The following is a 24,910-nucleotide window of genomic DNA, read 5'->3' as shown; positions in this document are numbered from 1 at the left end:
CCGCCACCCCCTCCCTCCCCGGTTCGAGGTGTCTCGCCGACTCCATCGCGACGGATCACCTCGAGTGGCGCGGCGGTGCGGGTGCGCCTACGGGTGCTGGAGGGCGTTCTCCCCGCCGAGGCCGACCCCGAGGCTGACGCCCTCGACGTCGACGGAGCGGTCGTGGCCGGTGCGCACGGTCATCGGCAGGGTCTCGAGGACGTGCTTGCCGATGCGGCCGTCCTCCGGCAGCTCGATCGGGTAGCGGCCGGTGAAGCACGCGCAGCAGAGCTCGTCGGCGGGCTGGTTGGTCGCGCGGATCATGCCCTCCTCGGAGATGTAGCCGAGCGAGTCGGCGCCGATCGACGCGCGGATCTCCTCGACCCCGAGGCCGGTCGCGATGAGCTCGGCGCGGGTGGCGAAGTCGATGCCGTAGAAGCAGGGCCACTGCACCGGCGGCGCCGAGATGCGCACGTGGATCTCGGCCGCGCCCGCCTCGCGCAGCATCCGGATCTGCGCCCGCTGGGTGTTGCCGCGCACGATCGTGTCGTCGACGACGACGAGGCGCTTGCCGCGGATCGTGTGCTCGAGCGGGTTCAGCTTGAGCCGGATGCCGAGTTGGCGGAGGGTCTGCGACGGCTGGATGAAGGTGCGCCCGACGTAGGCGTTCTTGACGAAGCCCTGCCCGAACGGGATGCCCGACTCCTGCGAGTACCCAACAGCCGCAGGAACCCCCGACTCTGGCACGCCGATGACCAGGTCAGCATCGACGGGGTGCTCACGCGCCAGGGCGCGCCCCATCTCGACGCGGGCCTCGTGCACGACTCGGCCACGGATGACGGCGTCGGGACGGGCGAGGTAGACGTACTCGAAGACGCAGCCCTTCGGCTGCGGCTCGGCGAACTTGTGCGAGCGCAGGCCGTCCTCGTCGATGACGAGCAGCTCGCCCGGCTCGACCTCGCGGATCACGGCGGCGCCGATGGTCTGCAGGGCCGCGGTCTCGGACGCGACGACCCAGCCTCGCTCGAGGCGGCCCAGCGCGAGGGGGCGCACACCCCACGGGTCGCGGGCGGCATACAACGTCGTCTCGTCCATGAAGACGAACGAGAACGCGCCACGGAGCTTGGGCAGCAGCTCGAGGGCGGCCTGTTCGGGAGTGCGGTCCTCGTCGGCCGCGAGCAGCGTCGTGACGAGCGCGGTGTCCGACGTGTTGCCGCGCGCCAGCTCGCCGGTGATCCGGGCGCCGCCGAAGTGCTCGTCGACGAGAGCCTTCAGCTCGACGGTGTTGATCAGGTTGCCGTTGTGGGCGAGGGCCAAGGTGCTGCGGCCGGCGCCGCCGAGGGTCGGCTGGGCGTTCTCCCAGGTCGAGCCGCCGGTCGTGGAGTAGCGGGTGTGGCCGATCGCGATGTGGCCCCGCAGGGAGCTGAGCGCGGTCTCGTCGAAGACCTGGGACACCAGGCCCATGTCCTTGTAGACGAGGATCTTCTCGCCGTCACCGGTCGCGATGCCGGCCGACTCCTGCCCGCGGTGCTGGAGCGCGTAGAGCCCGAAGTAGGTGAGCTTCGCGACGTCCTCTCCGGGAGCCCAGACGCCGAAGACCCCGCAGGCGTCCTGCGGGCCCTTCTCGCCGGGGATGAGGTCATGGTTCAAACGACCGTCGCCACGTGCCACGCCGCAAGTCTCCCACACGCCGGAGGTCAGCCGGTCTGCCGCTCGCCCCGCAGCGGCAGCTCGGCCAGCACCTCGTAGCGCGGCCGGCGTCCCCGCCCCTGTCCCAGGTGCGACTCGACGAGCGCGAGGCCCTCGACGCGCCAGGCCGGCCCCTCCCAGGCATCGAGGGCGCGGATCCAGCGCGTTGCCTCCGTGGGGCGGTGGAAGCGGCCGAGCGTGAGGTGCGGGTGGAAGCGCGTGCCGTCGGGCGACGCCCCCGCCGACGTCGACGCATTGCGTATGCCGCCCGCTACCGCCGCGAGGTCACCGCGTACCTGCTCGACCCCCGCCCAGAGCACCCTGGCGGCATACGGGTTCGGGAAGGCGCCGGCGCCCGAGAGCCGCAGCACGAGCGGGTTGCGCTTTGCGGCGGAGCGGGCGAGTGCCTCGGTGAGCTCGTCGAGGCGCGCGTCCGGCACCGCGCCGAGGAAGGCCAGGGTGAGGTGCCACTGGTGGCGGTCGGTCCACCGGATCTCGGGCCCGGCCTCGCGGCGTGGCTCGACGTGCTCCTCGAGGTCGTCCAGGACCTCGTCGGGCGGCATGACGGCGACGAAGAGCCTCATCGCAGGTCCAGCGGCTCCGATGCCGCGCCCGAGGCGAGCAAGGCGTCCACGTCGGCGATGCCCCATGCGGCGAGGGCCGCTCGGGAGCCCGTACCGGGCGCGGAAGGCGGCTGGCCAAGGGTCGCGGGAGTGCGTGAGAAGCGGGGCGCCGGGGCCGGCTGGACGACGCCGTGGTGCTCGACGTACGTGCCGCGGGCGGCAAGGTGCGGGTGGTCGGGCGCCTCGGCATAGCTGAGCACGGGCTGGACGCAGGCGTCGGTGCCCTCGAACACGGCCGCCCACTCGTCACGCGTACGGGTGCGGAAGGTGTCGGCGAGCACGTCGTGCAGGGCCGGCCACTGTGTGGGGTCGAGGCGGTCGGGCGCCGTGTCGGTGAGGTCCAGCAGCTGCAACAGCTCGGCCCAGAAGGCTGGCTCGAGCGGCCCGACCGCCAGCCACCCACCGTCACTGGTCTCGTAGACGTCGTAGAAGGGCGCTCCGGTGTCGAGAAGGTTCGTGCCCCGGTGGTCGGACCAGAGACCGGCCGACACGAGCCCGACGACGAGCGAGGAGAGGTGGGCGGTGCCGTCCACGATGGCGGCGTCGACGACCTGGCCGCGGCCGCTCGCGCGGGTCTCGAGGAGCGCCGCGAGGACCCCGACGACGAGGTAGAGGGCGCCACCGCCGAAGTCGCCGACGAGGTTGACCGGCACCTGCGGCGGTCCGCCGGCGCGGCCGATGGCGTGCAGGGCTCCGGTGACGGCCGTGTAGCCGATGTCGTGCCCGGCTGTCTGCGCGAGGGGCCCGTCCTGCCCCCAGCCGGTCATCCGGCCGTAGACGAGACCCGGGTTGCGGGACAGGCACTCGTCGGGCCCGAGGCCGAGCCGCTCGGCCACGCCCGGGCGGTAGCCCTCGACGAGGACGTCGGCGCGCTCGACGAGGGCCAGCGCGCACGCGAGGCCGTCGGGGTGCTTGAGGTCGAGCGACACCGACGGACGGCCTCGTCGCAACAGGTCCAGCTCCGGAGGCAGCGGCACGGGAAGCCTCGGCTCGCCGGGACGGTCGATCCGGATGACGTCGGCCCCGAGGTCGGCCAGCAGCATGGCCGCGAACGGCGACGGCCCGATGCCGGCCAGCTCGACGACCCGGACGCCGCCGAGCGGACCGGAGCGAGCGGGGCCCGAGGTCACGCGCGGTCGCGGCCCGAGCGGTCGAGCAGGATGGCGAGCACCCCAGCCAGGCCGGTGCCGACGAGGGCGCCGAAGGCACCGACGTAGAGCAGGCCGGTGCTGGCCGCGTAGCCCTGCATCGGCTCACCCACGACGGCGATGACGGCGCCCACGATGAAACCGATGACGGCACCCGTGATGAGGAAGCGCTTGAAGTTGGGGAGCCGGGGAGGCTGCTGGCGGGTAGGCGGCAGGGGCTGGCTCACGACTCCAGCCTAAGTGAGGTCAGCGGCAGCAGTCCGTCGAGGTGAGCGCGCTGACCGCTCGCCCGCACCCTGGCGCCGGACAGGGCGGACTCCCAGGTCAGGTCGCCCACGGCGAGGCGCAACCAGGTGCCGGCGTCCGTCTCGATGACGTTCGGCGGCGTGCCGCGCGAGTGGACCGGCCCCTCGATGCACTGCACGGCCCCGTGCGGCGGTACGCGGACCTCGACGGTGCGTCCGGGTGACGTGGTGGCGAGCTCCTCCAGCGTGTAGCGCACGGCCGTCGCCATCGTGCGCCGGTCCGCGGCGTAACCAGCGGCACGGCAGGCCTCGAGCGCGGCGTGCCCCTCGGCGACCGGGGTGCGTCGGCGTGGCGGCATACCCCCGAGGTTACCCAGCACCACCGACGGCCCAGTGGACGGCCCGGGACGGCTCAGCGCAGCCGGGGGATGACGTCGCCCGCGACCTCGTCCAGGACGTCGCGTGTGCCGCGGAACGGCTCGGTGTCACGCGGCCAGTGGGTGATCACGTCGGTGAAGCCGAGCTCAGCAGCACGTCCGACAGCCTCCTCGAAGGCGCCCGCGCTCGTGAGGGAGAAGGTCGGGGCCGAGTCGAGGTTGAGGTAGCGGCGGAAGCCCTCGGGGGCGCCGGCCACCTCCAGGGCGTCGTCGACGCGCCGGCTGAGACCCGCCACGAGGTCCCACCACTGCGCGTCCGTCTCGGCGGCCCCGCCGTAGGTCAGCCACCCGTCGCCGCGCTCGACGGCGAGACGGACCGACTTCGGGCCGTTGGCCGCGACGATCATGGGCACCCGGTTGCCGGCGTCGCCGCCGCGGACCGGGCCGGGCAGGGTGCGCACGTCCCGGGCGGAGTAGAAGCGCCCGTTCGCCGTCACGTGGTCCTCGCGGAGGAGCCGGTCGAGCAGCCCGGTGAACTCGTGGAACCGGGCGACGCGTTCGCGCAGCGGCAGGTCCTCGCCCATGATGCCCGCGTCGAGGTCGCCGCCGGTGCCGAGGCCGAGCAGGAGGCGGCCACCCGAGATGTCGTCGAGCGCGAGCACCTCGCGCACGAACTGCACGGGATGGTGGTTGTTGGGCGAGGACACGAAGGTGCCGAGCCCGATGCGTTCGGTGACGGCGGCTACGGCTGCGAGGGTCGGCACAGCACCGAACCACGGCGAGTCGGGCAGGCCGCCCCACGTGACGTGGTCGAAGGTCCAGGCGTGGTCGAAGCCGAGCTGCTCGGCCTCACGCCACATCGGCCCGGCCACGGACCACGCGTGCTCCGGCAGGATGGTCAGACCGAATCGCATGTCCCCGACCGTAGCCTGTCGGGGTGACGACGACCTGGGACGCAGAGACCGTGCTCGCCGCCTCGAACGCGTGGACCTGGGTGCCGGAGGGGGCACCGCACGTGCAGAACGACGAGTACCTCGTGGTCGCCTACCCCGACTACTTCATCAGCCCCACGTCGGCTCGCGTCTTCGGCTCCGGGCGTGACGCCGTCGAGCTCGTCGACGAGATCACGGCGGTCGCGCGCCGGTGGGGCCGGGATCGCCTGTGGTGGCGGCTGTCCGAGTTCACGCGGCCGGCGGGTCTCGAGCCAGAGCTCACGCACCGCGGGGGGCAGGTCGTGGACCGCATGGACGTCCTCGCCCTCCCCATCGCCGACGGCGTGCCCGACCTCGCCGCGCCCGACGACGTCGACGTGCGCCGGGTGACCGACGAGCAGGCGGTGCGCGAGGCGATCGTCATCGGCAACGACGCGTTCGGCGGTGAGGAGCCGACCCCCGAGCAGGTCGCTGCAGGGTTGGTCGGGGTGGAGAGAGGCCTCGCCGACGGCACGAGCGGCCGCTGGGTCGCCTACGTCGACGGTCGCCCCGCGGGCACGGGTGGGTACACCCTCGCCGAGGACGTATGCCGTCTCTGGGGTGGCAGCACCCACGGCTCCTTCCGTGGTCGTGGCGCCTACCGCGCCGTCCTGGCAGCCCGGTTGGCGGCTGCCCGATCTGCAGGTGCCACGCTGGCACTCACCCACGGCGTCGTGGACACGTCGGCACCGATCCTGCGGCGCATCGGGTTCGCCCGCTGCGGCGAGGAGCGCACGCTCGTCCTGGACCTCACGTGAGCTCCGATTCCCCTGCAGCGCAGCATGTCTCGCTCGAGTGGGACGAACGTGGTGGCGTCACGGTCCACATGGACGGCTCCCCCCAGTCGCACGTGCAGCCGGACGACCCGACGTTGCTCGTCTTCGAGTACGTCCAGCACCTCGCCCTTGCCATCGACGCCCTGCCGCCTGGCCCGCTGGGCGTCACGCACGTCGGCGGCGCCGGGCTGACCCTCCCGCGCTGGATCGAGGCCACCCGACCGGGTTCGCCACAGATCGTCCTCGAGCCGGACGAGGCCCTCACCGAAATCGTCCGACGAGAGATCCCACTCCCCCGGCGACACCGGATCCGCGTGCGTCCCGTCGACGGCCTGACCGGAGTGCGCGCGCTCAAGGACGACTCGGCCGACGTGGTCGTGACGGACGCCTACGCGGGAGGGCGCGTGCCCGCGGAGCTGGTCGGAACGGCATACGCCCACCAGGTCGCACGGGTGCTCAAGCCGACCGGACTCGCGCTCTGGAACCTCGCCGACGAGCCCGGGATGCGTTGGGTGGCACGGGTCGTCGCCACGGTGGCCACGTCGCTCCCGCACGTCGCTCTCATCGCAACGCACGAGGTGCTCAAGGGCCGGCGCTTCGGCAACTCGGTGCTGCTCGCCAGCGCGGCGCCGCTCCCGGCGGAGGCGCTGAGGCGCGACGTGGCACGCGCCAATCTGCCGACCGGGCTTCGCGAAGGGGCATCGCTGACGCGGCTGCTGGCCGGGGCCAGGCCGTTCGGCGAGACCGGTACGCCGAGTCCGCAACCACCCGAAGCCGGCCAGTGGCGCGCCCGCTGAGCCGGAAGGATCACGCCCCGACGGTTGTTGCACGGGCGTGAAGAACATCGGGTTTCTCTCGTTCGGGCACTGGACTCCGTCGCCGCACTCGCAGACGCGCTCGGCCTCCGACGCGCTGCTGCAGTCGATCGACCTCGCCATCGCGGCCGAGGAGCTCGGCGCCGACGGCGCCTACTTCCGCGTGCACCACTTCGCGCGCCAGCTCGCCTCGCCCTTCCCACTGCTCGCGGCAGTCGGCGCGAGGACGTCCCGCATCGAGATCGGCACGGGCGTCATCGACATGCGCTACGAGAACCCGCTCTACATGGCCGAGGACGCCGGCGCTGCCGACCTCATCGCCGGCGGAAGGCTGCAGCTCGGCATCAGCCGTGGGTCACCCGAGCAGGTCGTCGACGGCTTCCGCTACTTCGGCCACGAGCCTGCAGACGGCGACCACGCCGCCCTGGCCCGCGAGCACACCTCACGCTTCCTCGGGGTGATCCAGGGCAAGGGCTTCGCAGAGCCGAACCCGCGACCGATGTTCCCCAACCCGCCGGGCCTGCTCCCGATCGAGCCGCAGTCGCCGGGCCTGCGCGACCGCATCTGGTGGGGCGCCGGCTCGCGAGCCACGGCCGAGTGGACCGCCGAGCAGGGGATGAACCTGATGAGCTCGACGCTGCTCACGGAGGACACGGGCGTGCCCTTCCACCAGCTGCAGGCCGAGCAGATCCAGCGGTTCCGTGACGCCTGGACCGCTGCCGGTCACGACCGTGAGCCGCGGGTCTCCGTGAGCCGCAGCATCTTTCCTCTCGTCAGCGACCTCGACCGGCAGCTCTTCTTCCGGGAGACCGCCAGCCGCGACCAAGTGGGGCACCTCGAGGGTGGCCTCGCCCGCTTCGGCAGGTCGTATGCCGGTGAGCCCGACCAGCTCGTGCGCGAGCTCGCCGAGGACACCGCCATCGCGGCGGCCGACACGCTGCTGCTCACCGTCCCGAACCAGCTCGGGGTCGACTACAACGCGCACGTCGTGGAGAGCGTGCTGACCCACGTCGCTCCCGAGCTCGGCTGGCGCTGAGGCGCCCCGCCGGGGCCGAGGCGCACCGGCGGGGACGCCGGCGGCCGTGACCTCAGCCGCCGAAGACGGCCGGGATCGTGAACTCGTGCGCCGACTTCATCTCGGCCACGGACACGGCGAAGTGGCCGACGATGTCCAGGTCGCGACCCCCGGTCACGCCGATGCGGGCGTGCCGTAGGTCGCCGAGCATGGCCTCGAACTCGGCTGCCCGTCCGGCCGGGACGGCCACCAGCGCACGAGCGCTCGACTCGGAGAAGAGGGCCGTGAACGGGTCGAGCGGGTTGCCGTCGGCGTCCGTGCCGATCGCGTCGAGGCCGTCGACCGTCACGCCGACGCCGTGACGGAGGCACGCCTCGGCGAGGGCGATCGCCAGCCCGCCCTCCGAGAGGTCGTGGGCCGACTCGACGACACCCGTGCGGGCCGCCTCGACGAGCACGCGCCCGAGCGCCTGCTCGGCAGCGAGGTCGACCTTGGGCGGCAGGCCGCCGAGGTGCTTGTGGATGACGTGCGCCCACTCGGACCCGTCGAGCTCGTCGCGCGTGGTGCCGAGGACGTAGACGTGCGCGTCGTCGCTGCTGAAGCCGGAGCTCGAGCGCTTGGAGACGTCGTCCATGACGCCGAGCACCCCGATGACGGGGGTCGGGTGGATGGCGACGTCACCGGTCTGGTTGTAGAAGCTGACGTTGCCGCCGGTGACCGGGATGCCGAGGAACCTGCAGCCCTCGGCGATCCCGCGGATCGCCTCGCGGAACTGCCACATGACGCCCGGGTCCTCCGGCGAGCCGAAGTTGAGGCAGTCGGTGACGGCGAGCGGGGCGGCGCCCACGGTGGAGACGTTGCGGTAGGCCTCGGCGAGCGCAAGCTGCGCCCCGGCATACGGGTCGAGCTTGGCGAAGCGGCTGTTGCAGTCGGTCGACACCGCGACGCCGCGGCCCGTCTCCTCGTCGACGCGCACGACGCCCGAGTCGTCGGGCTGCGCGAGCGCCGTGTTGCCGAGGACGTAGCGGTCGTACTGGTCGGTGATCCACGACTTGTCGCAGAGGTTGGGCGACCCGAGGAGCGTCAGCAGCTGCGCGCGGATCTCCTCGCCCGTCTGCGGCTTGGCGAGCGCTGCCGTGCCGGAGGAGTTGAGCACGTCGAGGTATGCCGGCCGGGCGAGCGGGCGGTCGTACGTGGGGCCCTCGTGCGCGACCGAGCGCGGCGGCACGTCGACGATGGTCTCGCCGTGCCAGGTGATGACGAGGTGGTCGCCGTCGGTGACCTCACCGATGACGGTGGCCTCGACGTCCCACCTCTCGGTGATGGCCAGGAACTGCTCGAGGTGCTTGGGCTCGACGATCGCCATCATGCGTTCCTGCGACTCGGACATGAGGATCTCCTGCGGCTGCAGGCTCGCGTCGCGCAGGGGGACGATGTCGAGCTCGACCTGCATGCCACCGTCGCCGTTGGAGGCGAGCTCGCTTGTCGCACAGGAGAGTCCTGCACCGCCGAGGTCCTGGATGCCGTCGACGACGCCTGCCTTGTAGAGGTCGAGGCAGCACTCGATGAGCACCTTCTCGGCGAAGGGGTCGCCGACCTGCACGGCGGGGCGCTTGGTCGGGCCGCCCTCGTCGAAGGTCTCGGAGGCGAGCACCGAGACTCCCCCGATGCCATCGCCGCCCGTCTTGGCGCCGAAGAGAATCACCTTGTTGCCGGCGCCGGACGCCTTGGCGAGGTGGATGTCCTCGACGCGCATGGCGCCGACGCAGAGGGCGTTGACGAGCGGGTTGCCCTGGTAGCAGTCGTCGAAGACGACTTCGCCGCCGATGTTGGGCAGGCCGATGCAGTTGCCGTAGCCGCCGACGCCGGCGACGACGCCCGGCAGGACGCGCTGGGTGTCGGGGTGGTGCAGGTTGCCGAAGCGGAGCGGGTCCATGACGGCGATCGGGCGCGCGCCCATCGACATGATGTCGCGGATGATGCCCCCGACGCCGGTCGCGGCGCCCTGGTAGGGCTCGACGTACGAGGGGTGGTTGTGCGACTCGACCTTGAAGGTCACCGCCCACCCGTCGCCGATGTCGACGACGCCGGCGTTCTCGCCGATGCCGACGAGGAGCTTCTCGCGCATCTCGTCGGTGGTGTTCTCGCCCCACAGGGAGAAGTGGATCTTGCTCGACTTGTAGGAGCAGTGCTCGCTCCACATGACGGAGTACATCGCGAGCTCGGCGATGGTCGGCCGGCGCCCGATGATCTCGCGGATCCTGGCGTATTCGTCGGCCTTGAGGCCGAGCTCGGCCCACGGCTGCTCGAGGTCGGGCGTCGTCGCGGCGTGCCCCACCGTGTCGAGCACGGGGGCGGTCTGGGGCGCGGTCTGGGTGTCGCTCATGCGGTGGCTGCGCTCTCGAGGGTGTGCTTGATGATCGAGGTGAAGAAGCCGCGGCCGTCGAGGCTCGGGCCGTAGCCCTGCTCGACCGCGTGCTCGGGGTGCGGCATCAGGCCGACGACGTTGCCGCGCTCGTTGGTGATGCCGGCGATGTGCCGGTAGGAGCCGTTGGGGTTGCGGCCCTCGGCGTCGGGAACGTAGCGGGAGACGACGCGCCCCTCGCCCTCGAGCTCGTCGAGGGTGCGCTCGTCGGCGACGAAACCGCCTTCGCCGTTCTTGAGGACGATGGTGATCTCCTGGCCGGCCTCGAAGTCGGAGGTCCAGGCAGTGGAGGCGTTCTCGACGACGAGGCGCTGGTCGACGCAGTTGAACTTGCGGTGGTCGTTGCGGATGAGGGCGCCCGGCAGCAGGTGGCTCTCCGTGAGCACCTGGAAGCCGTTGCAGATGCCCAGGACCGGCAGACCGCCCTGGGCCGCCGGCACGAGGGCGTCCATGACGGGTGCGAACCGCGCGATGGCGCCACAACGCAGGTAGTCGCCGTAGGAGAAGCCACCGGGAAGGATCACCGCGTCGACCCTCTTGAGGTCGGCGTCGCCGTGCCAGAGCGTGACGGCCTCGCCGCCGCACTCGCGGACGGCGCGTGCCGCGTCACGGTCGTCGAGGGAGCCGGGGAACGTGACGACGCCGATCCTCACTGCTCGTCGTCCCCCGACTCGCGCGGCTGCTCGTCGAGCACGTGCACGGCGACGACGTCCTCGATCACCGGGTTGGACAGCAGCGTCTCGGCGGCCTCGCGGGCCGCGGTGAGGTGCTCGTCCGTGACGTCGCCGTCGACGGTGAGCACGAAGCGCTTGCCCTGACGGACGTCGGTGAAGCCGGTGAACCCCAGCCGCGGCAGGGCGCCGCCGACGGCCTGTCCCTGCGGGTCGAGGATCTCGGGCTTGAGCATGACGTCGACGACGATGCTTCCCATCAGTGGTGCTTCTCCCTGCGCTGGACGGGCGATGGTGGCGTCCTGACGGACGGCCCGAGTCTATCGGGCGCGGGCAGAGGGCCCGACCGCATCTCGACAACCCGGCTCGTATGCCGTCAACCCGGTCAACCGCCATGCGAGCGGTCGGGGCACAGTCCTACTCCGTGCTGTCGTTGTGCCGGGCCTGCTGCGCGCTGGTCGACGGCGAGCAGCTGTCCAAGCGGGCCGCGCCGACCGGGTCGCCGCCAGGCGAGCCGACGACGCGGAGCTCGTCATGTGGGCGCGCGACTGGTGGTATGCCGACGGCTCGGACGACGAGCCCAGCCGGTTCGAGGAGGTCCGTGAGTTCGTGGTGCGGACGAGCCGGACCATCCTCGAAAGCAGCACGCGAGCAGCCGCCGATGGTGCGAAAGCCATTGCGGCATCAGCCAACCCATGTGGATCATCCATTGCACAGACGGGACGATCACCCTAGAATGGAACACATGTTCGAGGAGCTGACCTGGAGCGACCCGGCGAGTGCCGGCGCTCAGGACGCTGCCCTCGGCATGGTCAACGAGCTGCTGTGCGACGTGGCCCGTCTTGATGGCGCCGGTCTCCATGACGCCGACCTCGTTTCGGCGATCGACGGGCTCGAGCGGGCGAAGGCGGCATGTGCTGCGGCGCAGGCGCGGCTGACGGCACGCTTCGTCGAGTCCCAGGCGGAGGCTGCCGCGCGGCTGCGCACGGAGGCTCAAGCATGCTCGAATGCCGGCGACTTCGGCGGTTGGGTGACGGCACGCGACCGGGCCCGCTCCTTGGAGCTCGAGCCGCCGATCCGGGACGAGCCCGGCCGACGGAGGCGCCCCTCCCGGTCCGAGCGCCGCATGACCCTGTCGCGCACCGGAGTGTCGGCGCAGGTCGGTCTGGCACGGCGTGAGTCGGCAGCCCGTGGGGCCCGGCTCGCGAACGCGTCCATGGCGCTGGTGCACCACCTTCCGCACACCTTGGCGGCCTTGTCAGCCGGCATCCTCAACGAGAGGCGCGCCGAGCTTGTCGTGCGCCAGACCAGCCACCTCACGCCGGACCTCCGCACCCACGTCGACGCCGAGGTCATCGGCGAGCACCTCGACCTGACCGACCCCACCGCTCCGGGCGGCGTCGGGTCCTGGGGCGACCGCGAGCTCGAGCGGCGGGTCCGAGGCTGCGCGGACCGGCTCGACGCGGCAGCCGCCATCGAGCGATGCCGCATCGCGGAAGGCGAGCGCCGCGTGACCATCCGACCCGTGCCCGACGCGATGGCACTCGTCACGGCCCTGCTCCCCGTCGCCCAGGCAGTTGCCGTGCATGCCGCGCTCACCCGCGCCGCCCTGTCGGGGAAGGCGGACGGTGACGAGCGGGGCAAGGGCCAGCTGATGGCCGACACCCTGGTCGAGCTCGTCACCGGCCAGACCGTCGCGGACGACGTCCCCGTCGAGGTGCAGGTCGTCATCACCGACCGGGCCCTGATCGCCGGTGACGAGACCCCCGCCCACGTGCCCGGCTACGGGCCGGTGCCGGCAGGCTGGGTGCGGCGCCTCCTGGCACCTGACCGACCGGACGACCTCGAGGCCCGTGGAAGTGACCCGCCCGGCGACGGCCACGAGCGCAGAGGCAAGGACGGCGGCCCCAAGATCTGGCTGAGACGTCTCTTCACTCACCCGGCCACCGGGACCCTCGTTGCGATGGACAGCAGACGGCGGCTCTTCCCAGCCGGGCTGCGCCGTTTCGTCATCGCCCGCGACGGCACCTGCCGCACCCCCTGGTGCGACGCCCCCATCGCCCATGCCGACCACGTGGAGCCCCATGCCGCCGGAGGTGCGACCAGCGCCGCCAACGGCCAGGGACTCTGCGTTCGCTGCAACCTCGTCAAGGAGGAGCCCGGATGGACGGCGGAGGTCCTCGAGGGTGCGGACGAGTCGACGGGCGCCGGCGTCCACACGGTGTGCACGACGACGCCGACCAGCCACCGCTACGTCTCGACCGCTCCCCCGCTCCTGTTCGAACGCTCCATCGTCACCGCGAGGTCTCGGCCTCGAGCCTCCGCGTCGACACCGACCGCGAAAGGTATAGAAGGTCCTGTAGTGGTGTGCCTCGAGCTGTACCGACGACCAGACCTCGAGGTCGAGGTCGCCAGCTGAGGGAGCCGGTCAGAAGGTCTCGCCGGTGAGCCGCTCGAAGGCCTCGACGTACTTGGCGCGCGTCTGCTCGACGACGCGCTCGGGCAGCTCGGGCGGGGCCTCTCCACTCCTGCGGTCCCAGCCGGACTCGGCCGAGGTGAGCCAGTCCCGGACGAACTGCTTGTCGTACGAAGGCTGGAGGCGACCGGGCTCCCACGTCTCCGCCGGCCAGAAGCGCGACGAATCCGGAGTCAGCACCTCGTCGGCGAGGACCAGCCCACCGCTGCCGTCCGGCGAGACCCCGAACTCCACCTTGGTGTCGGCGATGAGGATGCCGCGCTCGGCAGCAATCTCGTTGCCGCGCATTAGGATCGCGCGCGTCAGGCGGGACACCTCGGACGCGACCTCGGCACCGAGCTGCGCCTCGACCTCGTCGGGCGACATCGGCACGTCGTGCTCCCCCACCGGGGCCTTCGTCGTCGGGGTGAAGACCGGCTCTGGCAGCTTCGAGCCGTCGACGAGCCCCTCGGGCAGCGCGACGCCCGAGACCGACCCCTTCTCGCGGTACTCCTCGAGCCCCCCGCCGGTCAGGTAGGCGCGAGCGATGGCCTCGATCTTGAGCATGTCGAGCCGGCGCACGAGGACGGCGCGCCCCGCCACGGCGGCGGGCACATCCGTCGACAGGACGTGGTTGGGCACGAGATCGGAGATCTGGTCGAACCACCACAGCGACAGGCGCGTCAGGACCTCGCCCTTGTCCGGGATCTCGGGAGACATCATCCAGTCGTACGCCGAGAGCCGGTTCGAGGTGACGAGCAGGAGGCGGTCGGGCACTGCCCCGGCCTCCGCGTCCACGGGCACGTAGAGATCACGCACCTTCCCGGAGTAGACGGGGGCGTAGCCGGGCAGGTCGAGAGCGCTCATCTGTGGTCTCCGATCGTGATGTCGCCGCGTTCGGCTCGCAGCGCGATGTCAGTGCGGTGGTGCGACCCGTCGAGCTCGATCACCGCGACGGCGTCGTATGCCGCCTGCCTGGCCTTGGCGAGCGAGGGCGCCACTGCGACGACGTCGAGCACCCGCCCGCCGGCTGACACGAGGGCGCCGTCGCCGTCGAGAGCGGTGCCGGCGTGCAGCACGACGACGCCGGGCACCTCGGCCGCGGCGTCGAGGCCGGTGACGGGATCACCCGCCCGCGGCGACGCCGGGTAGCCGGCGGACGCGACGACGACGACCACGGCATGGTCGTCGGACCAGCGCAGCCGCCCGAACCCGGCGAGGCCTCCCGTCGCGGCGGCGAAGAGCAGCTGGGCGAAGGGCGTCTCGAGCCGGGCGATCGAGGCCTGCCCGTCCGGGTCGCCGAAGCGCGCGTTGAACTCGATGACCCTGGGCCCTCGCGACGTGAGGGCGAGACCGACGTAGAGCACGCCGACGAAGGGCGTCCCGCGGCGGCGCATCTCGTCGATCGTCGGCTGGGCAACGCGGCGCACCACGTCGTCGGCGAGATCGGCAGGCGCCCACTCCAGCGGCGAGTACGCGCCCATGCCACCGGTGTTGGGGCCTGCGTCGTCGTCACCGACGCGCTTGAAGTCCTGTGCGGGCGAGAGCGCCACGACGGTCTGGCCGTCGCTGATGCAGAAGACCGACACCTCGGGACCGTCGAGGAACTCCTCCACGACGAGCCGCCCCCCGGGCTTGGCCAGGCAGGCGCGCGCGTGCTCCAGTGCCGCCTCGCGCGACTCCGTCACGACGACGCCCTTGCCCGCCGCGAGCCCGTCGTCCTTGACCACGTGCGGGGCACCGAGCGCGTCGAGGGCGGCCCCCACCTCGTCGAGCGTCGTGCAGACGTGCGCGAGCGCCGTCGGCACGTCGGCCGCGGCCATGACCTCCTTGGCGAACGACTTGCTGCCCTCGAGACGGGCGGCCGCGGCGGAGGGCCCGAAGACGGCGAAACCGGCCTGACGGCATACGTCCCCGACGCCCGCGACGAGCGGGGCCTCCGGCCCCACGACGACGAGGTCGACCTCGTGCTCGCTGGCGAGCGCGGCAACCGCCACCCCGTCGAGGATGTCGACGGGGACGCAGAGGGCGGTCGCGTCGATGCCCGGGTTGCCCGGCGCCGCGATGACGGCGTCGACCTCGGGATCGGCCGCGACGGCCTTGACGAGAGCGTGTTCACGGGCGCCGGAGCCGAGGACGAGGACCTTCACGGCGCCAGCCTATGGCTCGCCCAGGCGCGCCAGCAGGCGTGCCCGCACGGTGGGCCACTCGTCGACGAGGATCGAGTGCACGGCTGTGTCGCGCCACGAGCCGTCGGCGCGGCGGACGTCACGGCGCGTGATCCCCTCGAAGGTCGCGCCGAGCTTCAGGATGGCCGCCCGCGAGCGCGCGTTCACGACGTCGGTCTGGATCCTGACCCGCCCGAAGCCGCACGTCTCGAAGGCGTGCCCGAGCAGCAGCAGCTTTGACTCCGGGTTGACGCGGGTCCCCCACCAGCGCGAGCCGTACATCGTCCACCCGAGGTGCACGTGCTGACGCTGGGTGTCGACGTCGCCGAGCGAGCTGGTCCCGACGACCGTGCCGGCGGCGCCCAGTTCGCTGTCCGCGACGAGACGGACCGTGTATGCCGTCCGGCCGGCCTGGTGGACCGCGACCGCGGCCGCCACCACCGCCTCGGTGTCGGCCAAGGACTCGTGCCGCCGACTCATGGCATAACCCTGCTCGTAGCATTGCGGATCGGAGTAAACGGCGAAGAGACCCACGGAGTCGGCCGGCATCGTCGGGTCGAGCCGGACGACGCGTCCGACGAGGGGCGCGCCGGTTGGAGGGATACAGACCTCGGTGGGCATGAAGTGACAGTAGACTTGATGGTTCCCGCGCCGCCGAGGCGTTCCCTCAGAGTCCTTGGATGTCAGTGAGTACTTCGAACGCATCGTCCCAGCGGACCAGCGCGCCCGGATCACGCGGCGCCTCCTCGGTGACGACCAAGAGCATCCCCGACGAGCTCGCACGCGAGATCGCCGTCGAGCAGGCCCACGTCGACCGGGTGCACGAGGAGCTGGAGAAGGCCGGCGTGCGCGCCGACAGCGTCCAGGCCGAGGGCCTGGCGCGGAGCCAGTTCGGGCGGCAGGTGGAGGTCGGCGACGCCGAGGGCGCGGCGCTCTTCGAGCGGGACGCGCTGATGTTCCACGCGGCCAAGCGGCGCACGGCGCTCGACACCCAGTACGAGGGCCTCGTGTTCGGGCGGCTCGACATCGACCACGCCATGCTGCGCACCGCGGTGGCCGACGCCGACCGCTCCGGCGTCGCGGCCGGCAACGGCAGCGGGAACGGGCAGGCCAACGGGCGCGGCCACTGGACGCCGTCCGACGCCTCCAGCGAGGACCGGGAGATCCGCTACATCGGGCGCCTCGGCGTCCGTGACGACGACTACGAGCCGCTCGTCATCGACTGGCGGGCCCCGGCCGCCTCGGCGTTCTACCGCGCCACCCCGACACAGCCGATGGGCGTCCTGCGACGCCGCGTCCTGCGCAGCCGCGGCACGACGGTGATCGGTGTCGAGGACGACCTGATGGTTCCCGAGGCTCCCGACGACCTCGTCGTCGTCGGTGACGGCGCCCTCATGGCTGCCCTCACCCGCAGCCGCGGCGGGCGGATGCGCGACATCGTCGCCACCATCCAGGCCCACCAGGACGAGGCGATCCGGGCCAGTGCCCGTGGGGTCACCGAGATCACGGGCGGCCCCGGCACCGGCAAGACGGTCGTCGCGCTGCACCGGGCGGCATACCTGCTCTACTCCGACCGCCGGCGCTTCGAGTCGGGCGGCATCCTGGTCGTAGGACCCTCCGGCGCCTACACCGCCTACATCGAGCGGGTCCTGCCCTCGCTCGGCGAGGAGAGCGTCATCCTGCGCGCGCTGGGCGACGTGCTCGACGTCGTGCACACCGAGCGCCTCGACCCGCCAGCCGTGGCCCGCCTCAAGGGCTCCACCCGCATCCGGTCGCTGCTCGGCACGGCCGCGCGCGGCCGGGTGCCCGAGACGCCGACCGAGTTCCGCGCGATGGTCGCGGGGCGTCCGGTCCGGCTCGAGGCGCGCGACCTCGACCGCGTCCGCGCCCAGGTGCTGCGTCAGCACCAGCGCAACACCGCGACGAGCGCGGCCCAGGCCGCCCTCGGTGAGGCCGCTTGGGCATCCCTCGGCATCACGGGCGACCGAGACGCCAAGGACGAGTTCCTCGACAAGTGGGAGGACCACCTCGACGTCGAGGCCTTCATGCAGCTCTGGTGGCCGCAGGTCGACCCCCGCGAGGTGCTGCTCTGGCTCGGCGACCCCGCGCTCGTGCGCCGCCACGCCCGCGGCACGCTGCGCGACGACGAGGTCGAGCAGCTCGCGGCGTCCTTCCGCACCCCGCTCCAGACGGGCACGTGGTCGGTGGCCGACGTCGCGCTGATCGACGACATCGCCGCTCGCGTCGGCCCTGTGCAGGAGGCACCGCAGGAGGAGCGCGGCTTCTACGAGATCGAGGAGCTCGAGGACCTCAGCCAGTACGGCGTCACCGAGGTCCAGCCGATCCGCAGTGCCGCCCGCGACACGGGCGCCCCGCTCGTGCTCACCGACCCGAGCGACCGGCTCCTGGCCGGCCGCATCGGCAAGCCGGAGGAGTACGCCCACGTCCTCGTCGACGAGGCGCAGGACCTCTCACCCATGCAGTGGCGGATGATCGGCCGACGCGGCCGGTATGCGTCGTGGACCGTCGTCGGCGACGCCGCCCAGGCGTCGTGGCCCGACCCCGTCGAGGCCGCCGCCGCGCGTGAGGAGGCCTTCGGGTCCCAGGCGCGCCAGGCGTTCCACATGGACACCAACTACCGCAACGCCCGGGAGATCTTCGACTACGCCGCCGAGGTCGTGCGCCGTGAGGTCCCGGACGCCGACATCCCGCAGGCGGTCCGCGAGACCGGTGTCGAGCCGGTCGAGGGCACGCTGGGAAGCGACGCCCTCACCTCGGTGACCGCCGCAGTCCGGTCACTCCTCCAGCAGGTCGAGGGGTCCATCGCCGTCATCACCCCGGCGGCCCACGCAGCCGTGGTCGCGCCTGTCGCCGAGCTGGGCGACGGCCGGGTGCAGGTCGTCGACCCCATGTCGACGAAGGGGCTGGAGTACGACGCGACGGTCGTGGTCGACCCCGAGGAGATCGCCCGCGAGTCCCCGGGCGGCATCCGCGTCCTCTACGTCGTGCTGACGCGAGCCGCGCACCGGATGACCGTCCTTTCCTGACCACCGGCTCTCCGAGCGCAGGGATCGCCGTCCGCGGCGCCCCGTCGCGAAAGGTTCTCTGACGGCGGGTTGTGTCGGCGAAAGAGCGGCCAAGACGTACCACCTCGGGGCAGGTAAAGAATTGTTCAAGGATTCACGGAACCGTCGACGACGGGGCCCGCCCGGGGGATGATTGACCAAACGCCAAGGAGTGCGAACCTACCCTCCCCGCCGTCTCCTCCCCCCTGAGACCCTTGGCGTTCTGCGAAGTCCCGCCCCCCGATGTGGACGACGCACCGGGCGAGGGACGAGCTGCGACCCCCCTGCATCTCGCCCCTCGCCCGCTCCCATGTCCGGCCCCGTCTGCGGCCCGCCTTCCTGAGAGCTGGCTGGGAGCCGCCTTTGCCGCGGCCCAAATCTTGTTCAGGTGCCGGCAAACAATGTCGCCGCTGTCTGGCGCCGGCGGCTGGGAAGGACAACTGTGGCGAAACGGTCATCCGACCGCTCTCGGGGGCACCTCGGTAGCCAGGAGTACGCCTTGAAGAAGAGTCTCATCACGACGACGGTCGCCACGGCCGCGGTCGCCCTCGCCACCGTCGCCACGAGCGGCGCGCAGGCAGCCACGCACAGCGCCGACGGCGCCGGCCTCGACCGGGCAGTCGCAGCAGCGAAGGCCCACGGCGCGGCCTTCGGTCTCGACCAGGACCAGGGCCTCAAGACCCGCAGCATCGCCACCGACAAGGACGGCACGACGCACGTGCGTTTCGACCGCACGTTCAAGGGCCTGCCGGTCGTCGGTGGCGACCTCGTCGTCCACACCGACGGTGCGGGGGCCTGGAAGGGTGTCAACGCCGCATCGACCTCGGTCCGCGTCGCGTCGACGACCCCCACGATCGCCCCCGCGACGGCTGCCGCCACGGCGGCACGCACCGTCGACTTCACCGTCAGCGCGTCGAAACCCACGCTCGCCGTCTACGCGATGGGCGACCCTGCCAGGCTGGTGTGGAAGACCCAGGTCGACGGCGTCGGCGCGCACGGCGAGCCGGCCGGCACGGTGGTCTTCGTCGACGCCCGATCCGGCGCCGTCGTCGACCACTGGGCCACCGAGATCAACGACGCCGGCACGGGCAACAGCCTCTACCTCGGCACGGTGACGCTCCAGACCACGCTGTCGGGCGGCAGCTACCAGATGATCGACGCCACCCGCGGGTCCGCGCGCACCGAGGACGCCAACAACGGCTCGACGTCCAGCACGACGGGCGCGCTCTTCACCGACGCCGACAACACGTGGGGCACCGGGTCCACCTCGAGCCGGCAGTCCGCCGCCGTCGATGCCGACTTCGGCGTCGGCGCGACGTGGGACTTCTACAAGAACACCTTCGGCCGCAACGGCATCAAGAACGACGGCAAGGGCGCACGCAGCCTCGTCCACGTCGGCACCAACTGGGTCAATGCCTCGTGGAGCGACACCTGCTTCTGCATGCGCTACGGCGACGGCGACGGCGTGAGCTACGGCCCCCTCGTCTCGCTCGACGTGGCCGGCCACGAGATGACCCACGGCGTCACGTCGGCGACGGCAGGCCTCGCCTACCGTCGCGAGTCCGGTGGTCTCAACGAGTCGACGTCCGACGTCATGGGCACCATGGTGGAGTTCACCGCCAACACGTCGGGCGACCCGGGCGACTACCTCATCGGTGAGCGCTTCGCCATCGGCTCCGGGACGCCGCTGCGCTACATGGACCAGCCCAGCAAGGACGGCGCCTCGGCCAACTGCTGGAGCAAGAGCGTCGGCACCCTGGACGTCCACTACTCCTCCGGTGTGGGCAACCACCTCTTCTACCTGCTGTCCGAGGGCAGCGGCGCGAAGACGCTCAACGGGGTCAGCTACAACAGCCCGACGTGCAACGGCAGCACAGTCACCGGCATCGGCCACGACGCGGCAGCCGCCATCTGGTACCGCGCCCTGACGACGTACTGGACCTCGTCGACCAACTACGCCGGCGCTCGCACCGGCATGCTCTCCGCCGCCAAGGACCTCTACGGCGTCGGAAGCACCCAGTACAACGCCACCGCGACCGCCTGGTCCGCCGTCGGCGTCAACTGACCCCCACCCCCACCGTCGAAAGGCCACAAACCGGGGTCCGATCTCGGACCTTCAGGTGCCCTGCACCCCGGTTTGTGGCCTTTCGACGGTTGAGAAGCGGGCGGTCAGTGGCCGAGGAGGGTGCGGACCCTGTCGGCGCCGACGGCCAGCAGCAGGGTCGGCAGTCGGGGGCCGGTGTCCTTGCCGACGAGCAGGCGGTAGACGAGGACGAAGAAGGCGCGCTGGGCCGCCGACAGCTCGGGGTCCTTGACCTTGGCGTCGGGGTCGATGCCGCGCTGGATCTTGGGCACGCCGTAGACGAGGTGGGTCAGGCCGTCCAGCGACCAGTGCGCCTCGAGGCCGTCGACGAGCAGGCGCAGCGACTCCTGCTGCGACTCGTCGAGGCCGCCGAGCACCTCCGCGTCGGGCTGGGTGCGCACGACGGTGCGGTCCTCGGCCGGTACGTAGCCGAGCATCCAGCGCTCGGCGCAGTCGAGCCGGGGGCGCAGGTCGTCGGTCGAGGCCACCGGGTTGTCGGGCTCGAGCTCGCTGAGGATGCGCACCGCCTGCCCCTCGTCGCCCTGCGTCACGTCGATGACGGACGCGATGGTGCGGAAGGGCATCGGGCGCGGCGTCGTCGGCAGCGGACCCGCGGCCGTCGACGTGGCGCGCAGGTGTGCCGCGAGGTCGCCGGCCTGGGCGGAGCCGTCGGCAACCTTGCGGTTCAAGGCGTCCCACTCGTCGTAGAGTCGCTGCAGCTCAGGGCCGAACGCGACGTCGAAGCTCTGGTTGGGCCGGCGCCGGGCGTAGAGCCAGCGCAGCACCGGCGCCTCCATGACCTCGAGGGCGTCGGTCGGGATCGGCACGCCGCCCTTGCTCGAGCTCATCTTGGCCATGCCGGCGATGCCGACGAAGGCATACATGGGGCCGACGGGGCGCTCCCAGCCGAAGATCGGGGCGAGGTCCTTGCCGACGACGAAGCTGCTGCCGGGGCTCTGGTGGTCGACGCCGGACGGCTCGAAGATGACGTGCTCGTGCGCCCAGCGCATCGGCCAGTCGACCTTCCAGACCAGCTTGCCGTTGGTGAACGTGTTCAGGTCGACGGTCTCGGTGTGACCGCACTTCGTGCAGTCGTAGGTCAGCTCGTGGCTGTCGTCGTCGTAGGCCGTGACGGTGGTGAAGTCGGTGCCGCACACGGTGCAGAACGGCTTGAACGGGTAGTAGCCCGCCTTGCCCGAACTGCCGTCGTCCTCCGACGCCGCCCCCGAGCCGCGCTCGGCCTCGGACGCTGCGGCCGCCTGCTCTTCGGTGAGCTTCGCCGCCTTGGTGCTGCCGCCGCCCTTGCCCTTGCCGCTCGACCTCTGGCGCGCGGCCTCCACGGCCTCGAGCGTCCGGTACTGGTCGAGCACCTTGTCGATGGCGAAGCGCTCGCGCATGGCGAGGAGCACCTGGTCGCGGTAGACACCGGCGCGGTACTGCTCGGTCTGGCTGATCTGGCGCACCTCGATGCCGGTGGCCGCCATGGCCTCGAGGAGCGGCGCCTTGAAGTGGTCGGCCCAGCTCGCGTGCGGCGACCCGGCAGGCGGCGGCACGGAGGTGAGCGGCATACCGATGTACTGCTCCCACGAGTCGTCCACTCCCGCAAGGTTTTTCGGCACGCGGCGGAAGCGGTCGAAGTCGTCCCAGCTGAGAATGTGCTCGCAGTCGATGCCTCGTCGCTTGATCTCGTCGGCGACAAGGTGGGGCGTGATCAGCTCGCGGAAGTTGCCGAGGTGGATCGGCCCGGACGGGCTGATGCCCGACGCACAGACGATCGTCTCGCCGGGGTTGCGCTCCTGCGCCTCCGCGAGGACCTCGTCGGCCAGACGTGTGACCCAGTCGAGCGGGGCGACCTCTTCAGTCATGGGTTTCCTTCAGTTCCAACAGTTCTGGTATGCCGTGTGCTTCGTGTCGCTGGACGCGTCAACCCGCGACGGCGGGCTTGAGCGGGAAGCGCTCGATGATCTCGTCGCGGCCCGGGCCGACACCGATGGCGGAGACCCGAGCACCGATGAGCTCCTCGACGCGCACCACGTAGGCCTGCGCGTTGGCCGGCAGCTCGTCGAAGGAGCGGCACGCGGTGATGTCCTCCCACCAGCCGGGCAGCTCCTCGTAGATCGGCGTCGCGTGGTGGAAGTCGGTCTGGTTGACCGGCATCTCGTCGTGGCGCACCCCGCCCACGTCGTAGGCGACGCACACCGGGACGGTGTGGAGACCGGTGAGGACGTCGAGCTTGGTGATGACGAAGTCGGTGACGCCGTTGATCCGGGTCGCGTAGCGGCCGACCACGGTGTCCATCCACCCGCAGCGGCGGGGGCGGCCGGTCGTCGTGCCGTACTCGGCACCGGTCTTGCGCAGGAACTCGCCCTTGTCGCCGTGCAGCTCGGTCGGGAACGGGCCCTCGCCGACACGGGTCGTGTACGCCTTGAGGATCGCGATGACCGAGTCGATCCGGGTCGGCGGCACACCGGAGCCGGTGCAGGCGCCGGCGGCGACCGCGTTGCTCGAGGTGACGTAGGGGTAGGTGCCGTGGTCGACGTCGAGCAGGGTCGCCTGCCCCGCCTCGAAGAGCACCGTGTCGCCCCGGTCGAGCGCCTGGCTCAGCACGAGGCTCGTGTCGGCGACCATGGGGGCCAGGCGGGCGGCATACGACAGCAGCTCGTCGACGACCTCGTCGACCGCGGCGCCGCGGGTGTTGTAGATCTTCACGAGGAGCTGGTTCTTCAGCTCGAGGGCCGCCTCGACCTTCTGGCGCAGGATTCCCTCGTCGTAGAGGTCCTGGATGCGGATGCCGACGCGGTTCATCTTGTCGGCGTAGGTGGGTCCGATGCCGCGGCCGGTCGTGCCGATGCGGCGCTTGCCGAGGAAGCGCTCGGTGACCTTGTCGATCGTGCGGTTGTAGCTCGGGATGACGTGCGCATTGGCGCTGACGAGCAGCTTGCTCGTGTCGACGCCGCGGGCCTCGAGGCCGTCGAGCTCCTCGAAGAGCACGGACAGGTCGATGACGACGCCGTTGCCGATGACCGGCACGCAGTTGGGGCTGAGGATGCCGGAGGGCAGCAGGTGCAGCGCGTACTTCTCGCGCTTGCCGTCCTTCTCGATGACGACGGTGTGGCCGGCGTTGTTGCCGCCGTTGAACTTGACGACGTAGTCGACGCTGCTGCCGAGCAGGTCGGTCGCCTTGCCCTTGCCCTCGTCGCCCCACTGCGCTCCGACGAGCACGATTGCCGGCATCGGTCTGCCTTCCGGTTGTGGTCCAAGCCAACCGCAAGGTTATCGGTTCGGGACCGGTGCCCCCGACGTCCTCCGCCTGCCCACTGGCGGATCATCCAGCGGGCTTCGCCGCCGCCCGGCGGAGGGCCGCCTCGACCAGTGCTCGGACACGCCCGGGCTGCCGCAGGTCGGCCCACGTGAGCCGGACGACCTCCCACCCGAGGGAGCGGATCCGATCCTCGCGACGCTTCTCGTCCCAGAGGTCCTGGGCCGATCCGTACTTGGACCGCCCGTCGAACTCCACGAGCACCTTGGTGCCGATGATGCCGAGATCGACGCGGTAGCCCAGTCCACCGGGTGTGAACGGCTGGGTGCCCGGGACGACGAGCTGAGGGACGGTCCCGAAGCCGAGATGGTGCAGCACCCAGGCCGCGACCGTCTCTCCCGGTGACTCGTGGCGCCCGTCGCAGCACGGCAGCGCAGCCCTGACGCGTTCGATTCCGGGGCGCCGCCCGATCACCTCGACGGCGAGCCGGAGCTCCGCCGCCGTGACGCGGCGCTCCCGGAGGGCGGCGTCGGCCGGGACCACAAACGCGCACGGGTCGGTCAGCCCGGCCAGCGCGATGGCCACCGCGGCATGCACCGCAGACCCGGTGGCCGGCAGGCGGCCAGCGTCCTGGTGGCCGAGGGCGGGTCGGACCACGAGGTCGGGCTTGCGGTGTGCCTTGGTGCGGTTGGCAACGGTCGAGCCGGTGCGCATCAGGTGCGCGACGGTCCAGTCGGGCGCGTAGGTTGGCAGCCCGAGCAGGAGCAGTGCCGAGGCGTCGCTCACCACCGCGCGGCTGGCGTACTGCTGGAGCAGTGCCGCGAGCCGCAGGCGGTGCCGGTCCTGCTCGTCGGCCGGCTCCCGGACGGCGAACCACCCGTGGTGGAGGCGGTGCACGCCGCCCTGCCTCATGAGCCGTCGCAGCTCGGCTCGGTCGATGCCGACGGCGAGGGCCCGCGCGAGAGGGAAGACGTCGTCCTGGGCGATGAGCGACAGCTGCATGGAACGACCGTCGCCTGGGACGACCTCGGGCGCCAGCCACGCGCGGACGGTTGTGGACAGCGGAGGACGGCCGGCACGGGGTGGGGACGATGCGTCGGTCGGCGGGTCCTGGTCCGGGTCGCTCAGCTCAGCCGCGTGGTAGAC

At 71.7% G+C, this 24,910-nt stretch carries 21 protein-coding genes; 6 read left to right on the top strand and 15 right to left on the bottom strand.

Translation table 11 applies throughout. The annotated features are described in order from the left end of the window. Positions 1–87: 87 nt before the first annotated feature. From purF to AC3WRT_RS06725, 6 genes are read right to left on the bottom strand one after another with little or no spacing between them, the layout of a single operon-like run. On the bottom strand, positions 88–1,650 hold the full coding sequence (gene purF, locus AC3WRT_RS06750) for an amidophosphoribosyltransferase (protein WP_492720649.1): 1,563 nt from the start codon (positions 1,648–1,650) through the stop codon (positions 88–90). A gap of 26 nt (positions 1,651–1,676) precedes the next feature. Continuing rightward, positions 1,677–2,252, bottom strand: coding sequence for an RNA 2',3'-cyclic phosphodiesterase (gene thpR, locus AC3WRT_RS06745; protein WP_492720647.1), 576 nt, complete (start codon positions 2,250–2,252; stop codon positions 1,677–1,679). Beyond that, on the bottom strand, positions 2,249–3,421 hold the full coding sequence (locus AC3WRT_RS06740; RefSeq protein WP_492720645.1) for a CaiB/BaiF CoA transferase family protein: 1,173 nt from the start codon (positions 3,419–3,421) through the stop codon (positions 2,249–2,251). Before AC3WRT_RS06740 ends, thpR begins: the two co-directional genes overlap by 4 nt. Continuing rightward, positions 3,418–3,666, bottom strand: a complete 249-nt coding sequence (locus tag AC3WRT_RS06735) for a hypothetical protein (RefSeq protein WP_492720643.1) — start codon at positions 3,664–3,666, stop codon at positions 3,418–3,420. Before AC3WRT_RS06735 ends, AC3WRT_RS06740 begins: the two co-directional genes overlap by 4 nt. Then, positions 3,663–4,043, bottom strand: a complete 381-nt coding sequence (locus AC3WRT_RS06730) for a sterol carrier family protein (RefSeq protein ID WP_492720640.1) — start codon at positions 4,041–4,043, stop codon at positions 3,663–3,665. The genes AC3WRT_RS06735 and AC3WRT_RS06730 overlap by 4 nt, the downstream gene beginning before the upstream one ends. A gap of 53 nt (positions 4,044–4,096) precedes the next feature. Further along, positions 4,097–4,975, bottom strand: coding sequence for an LLM class flavin-dependent oxidoreductase (locus AC3WRT_RS06725; RefSeq protein ID WP_492720638.1), 879 nt, complete (start codon positions 4,973–4,975; stop codon positions 4,097–4,099). A 23-nt stretch (positions 4,976–4,998) separates the two neighbouring features. On the opposite strand from AC3WRT_RS06725, the gene AC3WRT_RS06720 reads away from it, so the two are divergent. Genes AC3WRT_RS06720 through AC3WRT_RS06710 form a run of 3 tightly spaced genes read left to right on the top strand, consistent with a single transcriptional unit; the run spans position 4,999 to position 7,659 of the window. Further along, positions 4,999–5,790 (top strand): GNAT family N-acetyltransferase, encoded by a 792-nt coding sequence (locus AC3WRT_RS06720; RefSeq protein WP_492720636.1) that lies wholly within the window; start codon positions 4,999–5,001, stop codon positions 5,788–5,790. Beyond that, positions 5,787–6,605 carry a spermidine synthase gene (locus AC3WRT_RS06715; protein WP_492720634.1) on the top strand — a complete coding sequence of 273 codons (819 nt, stop codon included), beginning with the start codon at positions 5,787–5,789 and terminating at the stop codon, positions 6,603–6,605. Before AC3WRT_RS06720 ends, AC3WRT_RS06715 begins: the two co-directional genes overlap by 4 nt. A 37-nt stretch (positions 6,606–6,642) precedes the next feature. Further along, positions 6,643–7,659 carry an LLM class flavin-dependent oxidoreductase gene (locus AC3WRT_RS06710; RefSeq protein WP_492720630.1) on the top strand — a complete coding sequence of 339 codons (1,017 nt, stop codon included), beginning with the start codon at positions 6,643–6,645 and terminating at the stop codon, positions 7,657–7,659. Positions 7,660–7,711: 52 nt separating this feature from the next. Here the strand turns inward: AC3WRT_RS06710 and purL are convergent, their stop codons facing one another. Genes purL through purS form a run of 3 tightly spaced genes read right to left on the bottom strand, consistent with a single transcriptional unit; the run spans position 7,712 to position 10,994 of the window. Then, entirely contained in the window at positions 7,712–10,024 is a 2,313-nt protein-coding gene (gene purL / locus AC3WRT_RS06705; RefSeq protein WP_492720628.1) for a phosphoribosylformylglycinamidine synthase subunit PurL, read from the bottom strand. Then, positions 10,021–10,716, bottom strand: a complete 696-nt coding sequence (gene purQ, locus AC3WRT_RS06700; protein ID WP_492720626.1) for a phosphoribosylformylglycinamidine synthase subunit PurQ — start codon at positions 10,714–10,716, stop codon at positions 10,021–10,023. The genes purL and purQ overlap by 4 nt, the downstream gene beginning before the upstream one ends. Beyond that, positions 10,713–10,994, bottom strand: a complete 282-nt coding sequence (gene purS / locus AC3WRT_RS06695) for a phosphoribosylformylglycinamidine synthase subunit PurS (RefSeq protein ID WP_492720624.1) — start codon at positions 10,992–10,994, stop codon at positions 10,713–10,715. Before purS ends, purQ begins: the two co-directional genes overlap by 4 nt. 485 nt (positions 10,995–11,479) lie before the next feature. Here purS and AC3WRT_RS06690 point away from each other — a divergent pair, with 485 nt between their 5' ends. Then, complete coding sequence (locus AC3WRT_RS06690; RefSeq protein ID WP_492720622.1) at positions 11,480–13,153, top strand: HNH endonuclease; 1,674 nt, start codon at positions 11,480–11,482, stop codon at positions 13,151–13,153. A gap of 9 nt (positions 13,154–13,162) precedes the next feature. On the opposite strand, the gene AC3WRT_RS06685 is transcribed toward AC3WRT_RS06690, so the two are convergent. From AC3WRT_RS06685 to AC3WRT_RS06675, 3 genes are read right to left on the bottom strand one after another with little or no spacing between them, the layout of a single operon-like run. Further along, positions 13,163–14,056, bottom strand: a complete 894-nt coding sequence (locus AC3WRT_RS06685) for a phosphoribosylaminoimidazolesuccinocarboxamide synthase (RefSeq protein WP_492720620.1) — start codon at positions 14,054–14,056, stop codon at positions 13,163–13,165. Then, complete coding sequence (purD, locus tag AC3WRT_RS06680) at positions 14,053–15,339, bottom strand: phosphoribosylamine--glycine ligase (protein ID WP_492720618.1); 1,287 nt, start codon at positions 15,337–15,339, stop codon at positions 14,053–14,055. The genes AC3WRT_RS06685 and purD overlap by 4 nt, the downstream gene beginning before the upstream one ends. Before the next feature lie 9 nt (positions 15,340–15,348). Then, positions 15,349–15,978 (bottom strand): GNAT family N-acetyltransferase, encoded by a 630-nt coding sequence (locus AC3WRT_RS06675; RefSeq protein ID WP_492720616.1) that lies wholly within the window; start codon positions 15,976–15,978, stop codon positions 15,349–15,351. A 128-nt stretch (positions 15,979–16,106) separates the two neighbouring features. Here AC3WRT_RS06675 and AC3WRT_RS06670 point away from each other — a divergent pair, with 128 nt between their 5' ends. Further along, a complete protein-coding gene (locus AC3WRT_RS06670; protein ID WP_492720614.1) occupies positions 16,107–18,404 on the top strand; it encodes a HelD family protein in 2,298 nt (765 codons plus the stop codon). 517 nt (positions 18,405–18,921) lie between these two features. Beyond that, entirely contained in the window at positions 18,922–20,487 is a 1,566-nt protein-coding gene (locus tag AC3WRT_RS06665) for a M4 family metallopeptidase (RefSeq protein WP_492720612.1), read from the top strand. 104 nt (positions 20,488–20,591) lie between these two features. Here the strand turns inward: AC3WRT_RS06665 and lysS are convergent, their stop codons facing one another. The 3 genes from lysS to AC3WRT_RS06650 all read right to left on the bottom strand — a co-directional run. Further along, positions 20,592–22,370, bottom strand: a complete 1,779-nt coding sequence (gene lysS, locus AC3WRT_RS06660) for a lysine--tRNA ligase (RefSeq protein ID WP_492720610.1) — start codon at positions 22,368–22,370, stop codon at positions 20,592–20,594. Positions 22,371–22,428: 58 nt separating this feature from the next. Continuing rightward, positions 22,429–23,739, bottom strand: coding sequence for an adenylosuccinate synthase (locus tag AC3WRT_RS06655; RefSeq protein WP_492720608.1), 1,311 nt, complete (start codon positions 23,737–23,739; stop codon positions 22,429–22,431). A gap of 91 nt (positions 23,740–23,830) precedes the next feature. Beyond that, positions 23,831–24,910, bottom strand: a 1,080-nt coding sequence (locus tag AC3WRT_RS06650) for a hypothetical protein (protein WP_492720606.1), incomplete at its 5' end; no start/stop codon positions are given.

The organism is Terrabacter sp. FW104-15G4B (genome assembly GCF_058790095.1).
The sequence above is the reverse complement of the archived record's forward strand: the minus strand, read 5'-3'. Positions and strand labels throughout refer to the sequence as shown.